Genomic DNA, 12,456 nt, shown 5'->3' with positions numbered 1-12,456 from the left:
GGCGGTCATACCCGAACGCCGCCTCATCCACCTGACCTGCACAAATAAAAGAACCATCGATACTGAACGAGGCCGCGACACCTTCCGCACCGACCAGTACAAAAGGGGTACGATCCCCTGCATGGAGACACGACAGAAGGCGCCGATCGGCCGGCCGAGAGGCTTCGACACCGAGCAAGCCCTTGAACAGGCCATGCGGGTCTTCTGGGAACAGGGCTACGAAGGAGCCAGCCTCACCGACCTGACCAAGGCCATGGGCATCACCCGCACCAGCATGTACGCGGCCTTCGGCAACAAGGAGGACCTGTTCCGCAAGGCTCTGGAGCGCTACACCGAGGGCCCCGCCTCGTACGGAGCGCGTGCCGTGCGGGAGCCGACCGCGCGCCAGGTGGCCACCGCGTTCCTGAACGGCTCCGTCCGGGCCACCACCCGCCCCGGCTGCCCCACCGGATGTCTCGGCGTCCAAGGGTCCCTCGCCGCCGGCACCCCGGGTCGCAACGCCCGCGACGACCTCGCCGCCTGGCGCAACGAGCACACCTCGTTCCTCCGCGACCGGCTCCGGCGCGCCGTCGAGGAGGGCGACCTGCCCCCGGGCACCGACCCCGGGGTACTCGCCCGTTACCTCATGACCGTGGCGAACGGCATCGCCGTCCAGGCCGCCGGCGGCGCCACGCGCGACGACCTCCAGCAGGTGGCCGACATGGCCCTGCGGAGCTGGCCACCGGCCACGGGCCCGGCCCAGCCGAGCGGCTGAGCCGGCACTGCCCGCTTCACTTCCCCCGCCCCGGTTACCCCAGCGCCGCCTTCACCGCGTCCGCGAGGCGGCCCGCGACCGTGCGGGCCTGTTCGATGTCGGCCGCCTCGACCATGACCCGTACCAGCGGTTCCGTGCCCGAGGGGCGGAGCAGGACGCGGCCCGTGGTGCCCAGGTCGCGTTCCGCCTCGGTCACCGCCGAGGCCAGTTCCGCCGAGGTCGTCACCCGTGACTTGTCGACGTCGGGGACGTTGATCAGCACCTGCGGCAGCCGGCGCATGACGCCCGCCAGGTCGGCGAGCGCCCGGCCGGTCGCGGCGACGCGGGCCGCCAGCATCAGGCCGGTCAGCGTGCCGTCGCCGGTCGTGGCGTGGTCGAGGACGATGACATGGCCCGACTGCTCGCCACCGAGGGCGTAGCCGTGCTCCTTCATGGATTCGAGGACGTATCGGTCGCCGACCGCCGTCTCGACGAGGCGGATCCCCTCGCGCTCCATGGCCATCTTGAAGCCGAGGTTCGACATGACCGTGCCGACCACGGCGTCGCCCCGCAGGGTGCCCGCCTCGCGCATCGCGAGGGCCAGTACGGCGAGGATCTGGTCACCGTCGACCTCCTGGCCCGTGCCGTCCACGGCGAGGCAGCGGTCCGCGTCGCCGTCGTGGGCGATGCCGAAGTCCGCGCCGTGCTCGACGACCGCCGCCTTCAGCAGGCCGAGGTGGGTGGAGCCGCAGCCGTCGTTGATGTTGAGGCCGTCCGGCTCCGCGCCGATCGTGATGACCTCGGCACCCGCGCGGGCGAACGCCTCGGGCGAGACGCGGGCCGCGGCGCCGTGCGCCTCGTCCAGGACGACCTTGAGGCCGTCGAGCCGGTTGGGCAGCACGGCGATCAGGTGTGCCACGTACTGATCGAAACCTTCGTCGTACGTACGGACCCGACCGACGCCGGCACCGGTCGGCCGCGCCCACGGCTCGCCGGTGCTGTGCTGCTCGTACACCGTCTCGATACGGTCCTCCAGCTCGTCCGCGAGCTTGTGCCCGCCCCGCGCGAAGAACTTGATGCCGTTGTCGGGCATGGCGTTGTGACTCGCGGAGAGCATCACGCCGAGGTCGGCGCCCAGCACACCGGTGAGATACGCCACCGCGGGGGTGGGCAGCACACCGACGCGCAGGACGTCCACGCCCGCGCTCGCGAGACCCGCCACCACGGCGGCCTCCAGGAACTCGCCCGAGGCCCGGGGATCCCGGCCGACCACGGCCGTGGGCCGGTGTCCCTCGAAGGTCCCCACCTCACCGAGCACGTGCGCCGCCGCGACCGACAGGCCGAGCGCCAGCTCAGCCGTCAGATCGGCGTTGGCGACACCGCGCACGCCATCCGTACCGAAGAGTCGTCCCACAGCTCTCCCTCCGAGAAACGCCGGAGCAGCGCCAGTGCCACCCCGAACGAAAGCGCTCCGAGAACGCAAGCGAAAACGCAAGCGATCCGAAAATGATCCGAAAACGCGAAACCCTGAACACCCGCGTAAAGCCATTGAGCATCGGATGCACGCTCATGCACCCTGCATGCTGTTATACGCCCGAGGCTCGCGATAAACGAACGCCCCGGCGGCACGGAGTGCCGCCGGGGCGTTCGGTAGGCCGAAAGGCTGTGAACAGCCTGAACAGGCCGAGCGCGATTTAGCGCTTGCTGTACTGCGGCGCCTTGCGGGCCTTCTTGAGACCGGCCTTCTTGCGCTCGACCGCACGGTCGTCGCGGCTCAGGAAGCCGGCCTTCTTCAGCGTGGCGCGGTTGTTGTCCACGTCCGCCTCGTTCAGCGAACGGGCCACGCCGAGGCGCAGCGCGCCGGCCTGGCCGGAGACGCCGCCACCCGAGATACGGGCGATGACGTCGTAGCGGTTGTCGAGCTCAAGCACCTTGAAGGGCTCGTTGACAGCCTGCTGGTGCACCTTGTTGGGGAAGTAGTCCTCAAGGGTGCGACCGTTGATCTTCCACTTGCCGGTGCCCGGGACGATCCGGACGCGGGCGATGGCGTTCTTGCGACGGCCCAGGCCGGCCGCCGGCTGCGGGTCGCCGAAGCGGCCCGCGAGCGACTCGGAGGTGTACTCGCCCTCCAGGGGCACCTCCGACTCGAACGTCGTCACGGCGTCGAAGGTCTCTTCGGCCTCGGCGCCTTCGACGGGGGTCTCTGCAGTGGTCTCGGCCACGATGCTCCTCAGATTTCTTTTCGTCTTAGGGGGTGGCCGGAACTACTGCGCGACCTGGGTGATCTCGAACGGCACCGGCTGCTGGGCAGCGTGCGGGTGCTGGTCGCCCGAGTAGACCTTCAGCTTGGAGATCATCTGACGGCCCAGGGAGTTCTTGGGGATCATGCCCTTGATGGCCTTCTCGACGGCCTTCTCGGGGTTCTTCGCCATCAGCTCGTCGTAGCGGACGGAACGCAGACCACCCGGGTAGCCGGAGTGGCGGTACGCCATCTTCTGGGTCTTCTTGTTGCCGGACAGGTGCACCTTGTCCGCGTTGATGATGATGACGAAGTCACCGGTGTCAACGTGCGGCGCGTAGATCGGCTTGTGCTTGCCGCGCAGAAGGTTGGCGGCGGTGGTCGCCAGACGGCCCAGGACGATGTCCTGCGCGTCGATGATGTGCCACTGGCGCGTCACATCGCCGGGCTTGGGGCTGTACGTACGCACGGTCGTATGCCTTCGCTTCTTCAGTGATGAGGTTCCCGCAGCCCGCGAGGGGATGTGGGACGGGTCCTGACAAGGCCACCCGGACGATCACGACAGCCCTGGCGGTACGACGGGGACGCAACCCGTGCACCTGCCGCTGTCCATCGGCCCGGTGAACCGGCGTAAGGGCCCCTCGCGTGAGAACGACCAAGCCAATACGCATAACGAACCAGCAGAATACCGCCGCCGCCCCGTACGGGTCAAAACGGGGCCCACGGGCCCGCGCACCCCACCCGGCGGCCACCCCCGCCCCGCCTGCCGCCCCCGGGCCGCCCCGCTACCGCGCCCGCACCACCCGGCGCTCGTCCCACACCGGCTCCGACGTCTCCCGTACGACCCCGTCCGAGCCGAAGACCAGGTACCGGTCGAACGAACGAGCGAACCAGCGGTCGTGCGTCACCGCCAGCACCGTCCCCTCGTACGCCTCCAGACCCTCCTGGAGCGCCTCCGCCGACTCCAGGTCCAGGTTGTCCGTCGGCTCGTCCAGCAGCAGCGCCGTCGTCCCCGCCAGCTCCAGGAGCAGGATCTGGAAGCGCGCCTGCTGGCCGCCGGAGAGCTTGTCGAAGGGCTGGTCGCCCTGGCGCTCCAGCTCGTACCGGCGCAGCACGCTCATCGCGCCGCCCCGGTCCTTCGCGTGCTCGGTCCACAGGATGTCGACGAGCGCCCGCCCCATCAGCTCCGGGTGGGCGTGCGTCTGCGCGAAGTGCCCCGGCACGACCCGCGCGCCGAGCTTCCACTCCCCGCCGTGCCGGACGTCCTCGCCGGCCAGCAGCCGCAGGAAGTGCGACTTCCCGGAGCCGTTCGAGCCGAGTACGGCCACCCGCTCGCCGTAGAAGACCTCCAGCGAGAACGGCTTCATCAGGCCGGTCAGCTCCAGGTCCGTGCAGGTCACGGCCCGTACGCCGGTACGGCCGCCGCGCAGCCGCATCGTGATCTCCTGCTCGCGCGGCGGCTCCGGCGGCGGCCCCGCCTCCTCGAACTTCCGCAGCCGGGTCTGAGCCGCCGCGTACCGGGACGCCATCTCGTGGCTGACCGAGGCCGCCTGCCGCAGATTGATCACCAGCCGCTTGAGCTGCGCGTGCTTCTCCTCCCAGCGCCGCTTCAGCTCCTCGAACCGCGCGAAGCGCTCCCGCCGCGCCTCGTGGTACGTGCCGAACCCGGCGCCGTGCACCCACACGTCGGAGCCGCCGGGGCCCGGCTCCACGCTGACGATCTTCTCGGCCGCCGTGGCCAGCAGCTCGCGGTCGTGGGAGATGAAGAGGACCGTCTTGCGGGTCTCCTTCAGCTTCTCCTCCAGCCAGCGCTTGCCCGGGACGTCCAGATAGTTGTCCGGCTCGTCGAGCAGGAGCACCTCGTCGGGGCCGCGCAGCAGCGCCTCCAGCACCAGCCGCTTCTGCTCGCCGCCGCTGAGCGTGCGCAGCGCCCGGAACTGGGCCTTGTCGTACGGGATGCCGAGCGCCGCCGTCGTGCACATGTCCCAGAGCGTCTCCGCCTCGTAGCCGCGCGCCTCCGCCCAGTCGCTCAGCGCCTGCGCGTACGCCATCTGCGCGGCCTCGTCGTCGACGGTCATGATCGCGTGCTCGGCCCGGTCGACGGCCTCCGCGGCCTCCCTGATCCGGGGCTGCGCGACCGAGACCAGCAGGTCACGCACCGTACGCTCGTCGCGTCCCGTGCCGTCGTCCCGTACCGACCCCACGAACTGCGACATCACCCCCAGGCCGCCGCTCACGGTCACCGTCCCGGCGCCCGGCTGCAGCTCTCCCGCGATCATCCGCAACAGGGTGGTCTTCCCCGCGCCGTTGGCCCCCACGAGGGCGACGACGCCGCCTTCCGCGACGCGGAACGACGCGTCGGCGAGCAGCACCCGCCCGTCGGGGAGGTAGTACTCCAGGTGCGCGGCCTCTAGATGTCCCATGCCCCGCATTGTCGGCGCAGGTGGGCCCGGAGCCCAAACCGTTTGCGTCCGGGGCCGGGCCCGGAACCGGCGGCACGCGGGCGCGCGCGACGCCCCGCGGGGCTTAAACTGCGCGGCATGAGCTTTGGGCATGGGCAGGGGGGGCCGGGCCCTTCGTGGGGCGACCCCGGTTCACCGGACCAGGATCCTTACGGGTCACAGCAGGCGCGGGGCGGGTACGGACACCAGGACCCGTACGAGCCCCCGGAACGCGACTCCTACGGCACACAGACACCCGACTGGGCGGCGCTGGCCGACGCGTCCGCCGCCCGCGGCCGACGCAAGCGCTGGCTGCTGGTCGGCGGCGGGGTGCTCGCCACCGGCGCCGTCGCCGCGATCGTCGCGACGGCCGTCGTGTCGATGAACGGCGGCGGCGGCAACGGGGCCGGCGGCACGGAGAACGCCTCGGGTCAACTCCCCACCCCCGGCAACGACGTGCCGAACCAGAACGCCGACCCCGTCCCGTCCTTCCCGTCGGCCGCGCCGCTGCCGCCCGCGGACCCGAAGGACTTCATATCCAGCGCCGACAAGGACAAGGCCCCGCTCAGCGAGGACACCCTGTTCCCCGGCAAGAAGCTGGCCATGGGCGACCGCGTCTACCTCAAGGCCGCCACGACCGTCACCACCAACTGCGCCGCCGCCACACAGGGCGCGCTGGGCTCCGTACTCGCGTCGAACAGCTGCGACCAGGTCATCCGCGCCACGTACCACAAGGACGGCGTCGCCGTCACGGTCGGCGTCGCCGTCTTCGAGCGGGAGGCCCAGGCGCTGAAGGCCAAGGACCAGGCGCAGGGCGGCATCGCCTCGCTCTCCGGCTCCGGGGTCGACACCTTCTGCCGGGCGCCCTCGGTCTGCCGCAAGACCACCAACTCGTACGGCAGGTACGTCTACTTCACCGTCGGCGGCTTCACCAGCGGCAAGGACGTCGCCAAGACCGACGAGGACGTCTACACGATCGGTGACGACGTCGCCGAGTTCACCTTCCGTCAGATCCTCGGCCGGGGCCAGGCCCAGGCCTCGGCGGCGGCCACGGAGCCCGTAACTCAGTAGCCCCTCCCGCGTTCACCTGGGTATGTTTCACGAAAACTGCACAGGTTGACCATGGGGGTGGGCCGGTGACGGCCGTCAAGATCACAGTGGTGGTACCGACCTACAACTCGGGACCCCACATCGAGCCGCTCGTCGACTCGCTGCTCCGGCAGACCATGCCGCGCGACGCGTTCGAGGTCCTCTTCGTCGACGACGGCTCGACCGACGGGACCCCGGCGCGCCTCGCCGCCCTCGCGGCCGAACACCCCCACTTCCACACCGTCTCCCTCCCCAACTCGGGCTGGCCCGGCCGCCCCCGCAACGTCGGCGTGGCACGGGCGAACGGCGCGTACGTGCAGTTCGCCGACCACGACGACCGGCTGGCGCCCGAGGCGCTGGAGCGGCTGTACGCGATGGCCGAGCGCAACGGCTCCGACATCCTCATCGGCAAGGTCGCGAGCAACTTCCGCGCCAGGGGCGTCCCGTACGGCCTGATGAGCCGTACGCGCGAGTCCTGCACCGTGTGGGACGCGCCGCTCATCGACAGCCTCACCCCGCACAAGATGTTCCGCACCGCGTTCCTGCGCGAACACGGCATCGTGCACCCCGAAGGGCCCTGGATCCTGGAGGACCAGCTCTTCATGGCCCGCGCCTACCTCAAGGCGTCCGTCGTCTCCGTCCTCGGCGACTACGTCTGCTACACGTACTGGGCCCGCGACGACGCCGAGAACGCCGGTACCGCGGCCATCGACCCGCGCGGCTTCTACCGCAACCTGCGCCAGATCCTCGCCACCGTCGTCGCGGGTACGGAGCCGGGCCCCGCCCGCGACCGGCTGCTGCGCCGCTTCTACCGGGTCGAGATGCTGCACCGGCTCGGGGTGGAGCCCGAGGGCCTGCCGAACGACCCGCCGTTCCGGGACGACCCGTTCGACGCCGTACGGGAGCTGGCCGACGAGTTCATGACGGACGGCGTGCACGACGGGCTGCCGGTCCTGCACCGCGTCCGCTCGACGCTGTTACGCGCCAACAGACCCGCGGAACTGACGGAGTTCACCCGGCGCCAGAGCCGACTGCGGGCCCACTGCGCCGCCGGGCCCACCCACTGGAACCGGGGCCGCCTCAAGGCGTCCTTCACCGCCCGCTTCGAGGAACACCCGGGCGGCCCGGGGCTGTTGCTGGCCCGGCGCGGCGAGCGGTACTTCCTCGCCCCGTCCCTGACCGACGGGGTGCTGGCGGAACCCGTCGACGTGACCGACGCGCTGGGGACGTTCAAGGCGGACGTGCTGCTGCGGCACACGGAAAGCGCCCACGTCTGGCCGGTGGCACGCGAGACCTCACTCACCCTGGAGGAGCAGGAGGCCGCCGGGGCCGCCAATGCCTCCGAGGATCACGACGGTACGGTCCTGGTCCGCCCCGTCGTCCACGGCGCCTTCGCCGTGGACCCGCTGCGCGCCGCGGGCGGCCGCCCGCTGGACGACGGCGCGTGGGAGGTACGGGTACGGCTCAGCGGCGCCGGATTCGACCGCTACGCGACCGTGCTCGACGCCGAGGGCCGGCCCCTGACCGTACGGCGTACGGACCCGCCCCCGGCCGGCCTCCAGGTCAGCGTCGTCGTACGGACGGCGGGCGCCGCCGAGGACGCCGTACGCGCAACCCTCGACTCCCTGGCCGCCCAGACCCTGCCCCGGGGCGCCTTCGAGGTGATCAGGGCCGAGGAGCGCGACACCGGGCTCGCCGGCGCGACCGGCGCGTACGTCCTCTTCCTGGAGCCCGGCACCGAACTGGGCACCGAGGCGCTGGAGCGGCTGTACGCGTACGGCGTCGAGCACGACGCCGACATCGTCGCGGGAAAGCCCGCGGGCCGGGGCAGACCCGTCCCGCGGGCGCTCTTCGCCCGGGACCGGCCCCGGGCGACCCTCGCCAAGGACCCGCTGGCCGACAGCCTCGGCGCGGACAAGCTCTTCGACCGGGCGTTCCTGGCCGAGCACGGGCTGCGCTTCGGGGCGGCGGCTCCGGAGGCGGGCACCGGCGGCCGGGAGAGCCTGGCCGAGCAGGCTTTCACCGCCGAGGCGACCCTCCTGGCGAGCCGCACCGCGGTCCTCGGCAGCTATGTCTGCTACCGCTACGGCCCGGCTCCGGACGGCCCCGCCGTCCCGCCCGGCGCGTTCTACCCGGCGCTGCGCGCGGTCATGGCCAGGGCCGACGCCCGCACCGGGCCGGGCGCGGCCCGTGACCGGCTGCACCGGCGCTGGCTGCGCCTGGAGCTGCTGGGCCCGCTGACCGGGAGCGCGCTGCCGGCCCTGGACGACTCCGCGCGGAGCGCGCTGTTCGACGCGATCCGGGAGGTCGTCAGGGACGGTGTCTCCCCCACCGCCGTCGCGGGGCTGCCCGTCGAGCGCCGGGTCGCGGCCGGTCTGATCGCCGACGGCCTCCTGGCCGAGCTGGTGACGCTGGCGCGCTGGGAGACCTCGATCGGCTGCCGTGCCCGCCTGGACCGGGTGACCCGCCGGGACGACGGGGTGCTCCGGATCACCTTCACCGCGCACCTGCACGCGGCCGAGGGCCCGTTGGACGTCACGCTGCCGGACGGAGAGGCGCGGCGGTCGCTGGCCCCGGTGGGACTCTCCCGGCCCCTGCGTGAACGGTTCGCCCGCGAACCGCTCACCAGGAGCGCACACCCCGACCGGGCGTCGGCCGTCCTCGTCCTGCGCGACCGCGGGACCGGCAAGGAACACCGGCTGCCCACGGAGTCCACCGTCGCCTACACCGGGGGCAGCGGGCTGAGCATCACGGGCACGGCGCCCCTCGCCGCGGCCGGCCTGCGCGACGGCGTCTGGGACGCCTCCGTACGCCTCACCGCGCTCGGCTGGACGAAGACGGCCCGGCTCGGCGCGCACCGCACCCCCGACCTGCCCGAGGAGCTGCCGACGGCCGACGGGGTCACCCCGTACCGGACCACACCCGGCCAGGACCTGTCCTTCCGCGTGACCACACCCCGGCCGGCCGCCCCCAGGACCCGCATACTGCTGCACCGGGTGACCCACCGGCTACGCGGCGCAACGCATCGCGCCTAGGGTCTTCCGTTCGCGTCAGGCGCTAGGGTCTTTCGTTTGGATCAGGCTGGATCAGGGAGCGGGGTCTGGTGCCGTGGATCGCAAGGCGGAGGAGGGAGGCGACGCAGGAGCGGATGGGGTCTCCCCTGGTCGAGCGAAGCCGAGACCTTGGGGATGACTGACGACAACGCCGCGAGGCGCGGTGCCAGGGCACGCGAGCCCAGCATGATCCAAACGAGAGGCCCTAGCAGCCCGCGCATCCGCCGCCCGTGGCCCCGCCCAGCGTCCGCTTGTTGCGGGCCTCGCGGTTGCGGGCGGCCAGCAGCTCGTCGGCCGGGTAGCCGACCTCCTCCAGCGTCAGCCCGTGCGGCCGTACGACATGCACCGCCGAGTCCCGTACGCCCGCCGCCAGGACCTTCGCCGGCCACTCCACGGGCCGGTGGCCGTCGCCCACGAAGAGCAGCGCGCCGACCAGCGAGCGCACCATGTTGTGGCAGAAGGCGTCGGCCCGCACGGTCGCGGTGACGACCCCTCTCGCGTCCCGCACCCATTCCAGCCGCTGGAGCGTACGGATGGTCGTCGCGCCCTCGCGCCGCTTGCAGTACGCGGCGAAGTCGTGCTCGCCGAGCAGCCCGGCCGACGCCGCGTTCATCGCCGCCACGTCCAGCGGCCAGTCGTGCCACAGCACATGGCCGCGCAGCAGCGGGTCGACGCCCCCGGGGTGGTCGGTGACGCGGTACGCGTACCGCCGCCAGACCGCCGAGAAGCGCGCGTTGAAGCCGGCCGGCGCCTCCGCGACCCGCCACACCCGTACGTCGTGCGGGAGCCGCCCGGCGAGCCGCCGCAGCAGCCGCTCCTCGTGCTCCTCCCAGACGTCCAGCGGAAGATCCACATGGGCGACCTGCCCGCGCGCGTGCACGCCCGCGTCGGTGCGCCCGGCCACGGTCAGGTCGTACGTCCGCGAGGAGCGCGTCACCGTACGGAGCGCGTCCTCGATCTCGCCCTGGACGGTGCGCCGGGTGCGCTGCCTGGCCCAGCCGGAGAAGTCCTTGCCGTCGTACGACAGGTCCAGCCGTACCCGTACGTGACCGGCCGCCGGGCCCTCGGGGTCCGCCGCGCTCCTGAGGTTCTCGCTCACCTGCACCTCTGTCCGTTCCTCTCCACCCGATCCGCTCCAAACGGAACGGGTCCGCCCCCCTGGGGGAGCGGACCCGTCCGTACAGCCGACAGCGGGACTCAGGCGTCCTTGGCCTCGGCGTCGGGCTTGGCGTCCTCGACGGTCTCGGCCGGAGCCTCGTCCTTCTTGAGGGCGTCTTCCTTGACCGCGCGCTTCGTCGCGGCCTCGGCCTCACCGGTGGCCTCCTGCGCCACGGTCAGCGCCTCGACCAGCTCGATGACCGCCATCGGGGCGTTGTCGCCACGACGGTTGCCGATCTTGGTGATGCGGGTGTAACCACCGGGGCGGTTCTCGTACCGCGGCGCGATCTCGGTGAAGAGCGTGTGGACGACGCTCTTGTCCGTGATCGACTGCAGCACCAGGCGACGGTTGTGGATGTCGCCCTTCTTCGCCTTGGTGATGAAGCGCTCCGCGACCGGACGCAGGCGGCGGGCCTTGGCCTCGGTCGTGGTGATGCGGCCGTGCTCGAAGAGCGACTTCGCGAGGTTCGCGAGGAGCAGCTTCTCGTGCGCGGCGCTGCCGCCCAGACGGGCACCCTTGGTGGGCTGCGGCATGGTGTTTCTCCTTGTGTCTGCACCGGCCGTATCAGGTACCGGTGTCAGTTCCCGCGAGGCGGTCGCCCCGCGGAAGCGAAAATCAGTACTGCTCGGTCTCCACGAAGCCCGCGTCCGCGTCGTCGTCGGCGCCGAAGGCGTCCGCGGCGGCGGTCGGGTCGAATCCGGGCGGGCTGTCCTTGAGCGCGAGGCCCATGCCGGCCAGCTTCGCCTTGACCTCGTCGATCGACTTGGCGCCGAAGTTGCGGATGTCGAGCAGGTCCGCCTCGGAGCGCGCCACGAGCTCACCCACGGAGTGGATGCCCTCACGCTTGAGGCAGTTGTACGACCGAACGGTGAGCTCCAGCTCCTCGATCGGCAGGGCGAGATCGGCGGCGAGCGCGGCGTCCGTCGGCGACGGGCCCATGTCGATGCCCTCGGCGTCGATGTTCAGCTCGCGCGCCAGGCCGAACAGCTCGACCAGCGTCTTACCGGCGGACGCCATGGCGTCGCGCGGCCGCATGGCCTGCTTGGTCTCGACGTCGACGATCAGCTTGTCGAAGTCGGTGCGCTGCTCGACACGGGTCGCCTCGACCTTGTACGTGACCTTGAGCACCGGCGAGTAGATGGAGTCGACCGGGATACGGCCGATCTCCTGGCCGACCTGCTTGTTCTGGACGGCGGAGACGTAGCCGCGACCGCGCTCGACGGTCAGCTCCATCTCCAGCTTGCCCTTGCCGTTCAGCGTGGCCAGGACGAGGTCCGGGTTGTGCACCTCGACACCGGCCGGCGGGGCGATGTCGGCGGCCGTGACCAGGCCGGGACCCTGCTTGCGCAGGTACATCACGACCGGCTCGTCGTGCTCCGAGGAGACGACGAGCTGCTTGATGTTGAGGATGAGGTCGGTGACGTCCTCCTTGACGCCCGGCACGGTGGTGAACTCGTGCAGGACCCCGTCGATCCGGATGCTGGTGACGGCGGCACCGGGGATCGAGGAGAGGAGCGTACGGCGGAGAGAGTTGCCGAGGGTGTAGCCGAAGCCCGGCTCCAGCGGCTCGATCACGAACCGGGAGCGGTATTCGTCGACGACCTCTTCGGTCAACGAGGGGCGCTGAGCAATCAGCATGGTGCGATCCTTCAGTTGGGGACGCCCGCTATTTGACGTCCATCAATACTCTCAAGAGTACGGGCGGCACGGCGCGAAAGCGCCGAGCCGCCCATATCCCACAT

The 12,456-nt window shown here is 71.5% G+C and carries 10 protein-coding genes; 3 read left to right on the top strand and 7 right to left on the bottom strand.

Features of this window, described 5'->3' with window-relative positions:
• The first annotated feature begins 121 nt into the window (after positions 1-121).
• Entirely contained in the window at positions 122-754 is a 633-nt protein-coding gene (locus AB0P17_RS03230; RefSeq protein WP_365807091.1) for a TetR/AcrR family transcriptional regulator, read from the top strand.
• 34 nt (positions 755-788) lie between these two features.
• On the opposite strand, the gene glmM is transcribed toward AB0P17_RS03230, so the two are convergent.
• From glmM to AB0P17_RS03210, 4 genes are all read right to left on the bottom strand, one after another.
• Positions 789-2,147: a phosphoglucosamine mutase gene (gene glmM / locus AB0P17_RS03225; protein ID WP_365807089.1), complete on the bottom strand. Its 1,359-nt coding sequence runs from the start codon at positions 2,145-2,147 to the stop codon at positions 789-791.
• Positions 2,148-2,427: 280 nt separating this feature from the next.
• Complete coding sequence (gene rpsI, locus AB0P17_RS03220; protein ID WP_365807087.1) at positions 2,428-2,955, bottom strand: 30S ribosomal protein S9; 528 nt, start codon at positions 2,953-2,955, stop codon at positions 2,428-2,430.
• 42 nt (positions 2,956-2,997) lie between these two features.
• The gene (gene rplM / locus AB0P17_RS03215) at positions 2,998-3,441 is read right to left on the bottom strand and encodes a 50S ribosomal protein L13 (RefSeq protein ID WP_365636707.1); all 444 of its coding nucleotides are present in this window, start codon (positions 3,439-3,441) and stop codon (positions 2,998-3,000) included.
• 316 nt (positions 3,442-3,757) lie between these two features.
• Positions 3,758-5,404 carry an ATP-binding cassette domain-containing protein gene (locus AB0P17_RS03210; protein WP_365807085.1) on the bottom strand — a complete coding sequence of 549 codons (1,647 nt, stop codon included), beginning with the start codon at positions 5,402-5,404 and terminating at the stop codon, positions 3,758-3,760.
• Positions 5,405-5,512: 108 nt separating this feature from the next.
• On the opposite strand from AB0P17_RS03210, the gene AB0P17_RS03205 reads away from it, so the two are divergent.
• Both AB0P17_RS03205 and AB0P17_RS03200 read left to right on the top strand, forming a co-directional pair.
• Entirely contained in the window at positions 5,513-6,484 is a 972-nt protein-coding gene (locus AB0P17_RS03205; protein WP_365807083.1) for a hypothetical protein, read from the top strand.
• 65 nt (positions 6,485-6,549) lie between these two features.
• Complete coding sequence (locus AB0P17_RS03200; RefSeq protein WP_365807081.1) at positions 6,550-9,537, top strand: glycosyltransferase family A protein; 2,988 nt, start codon at positions 6,550-6,552, stop codon at positions 9,535-9,537.
• Between the two features lie 223 nt (positions 9,538-9,760).
• Here the strand turns inward: AB0P17_RS03200 and truA are convergent, their stop codons facing one another.
• The 3 genes from truA to AB0P17_RS03185 form a co-directional block, all read right to left on the bottom strand.
• Positions 9,761-10,654: a tRNA pseudouridine(38-40) synthase TruA gene (truA, locus tag AB0P17_RS03195; protein WP_365807079.1), complete on the bottom strand. Its 894-nt coding sequence runs from the start codon at positions 10,652-10,654 to the stop codon at positions 9,761-9,763.
• Between the two features lie 98 nt (positions 10,655-10,752).
• Complete coding sequence (gene rplQ, locus AB0P17_RS03190) at positions 10,753-11,247, bottom strand: 50S ribosomal protein L17 (RefSeq protein WP_365807077.1); 495 nt, start codon at positions 11,245-11,247, stop codon at positions 10,753-10,755.
• A gap of 82 nt (positions 11,248-11,329) precedes the next feature.
• Complete coding sequence (locus tag AB0P17_RS03185; protein WP_003956430.1) at positions 11,330-12,352, bottom strand: DNA-directed RNA polymerase subunit alpha; 1,023 nt, start codon at positions 12,350-12,352, stop codon at positions 11,330-11,332.
• Positions 12,353-12,456 lie beyond the last annotated feature (104 nt).

Source organism: Streptomyces sp. NPDC088124, from assembly GCF_040685895.1.
GTDB lineage: Bacteria > Actinomycetota > Actinomycetes > Streptomycetales > Streptomycetaceae > Streptomyces.
This window is presented reverse-complemented; position numbering and strand designations above follow the sequence as displayed.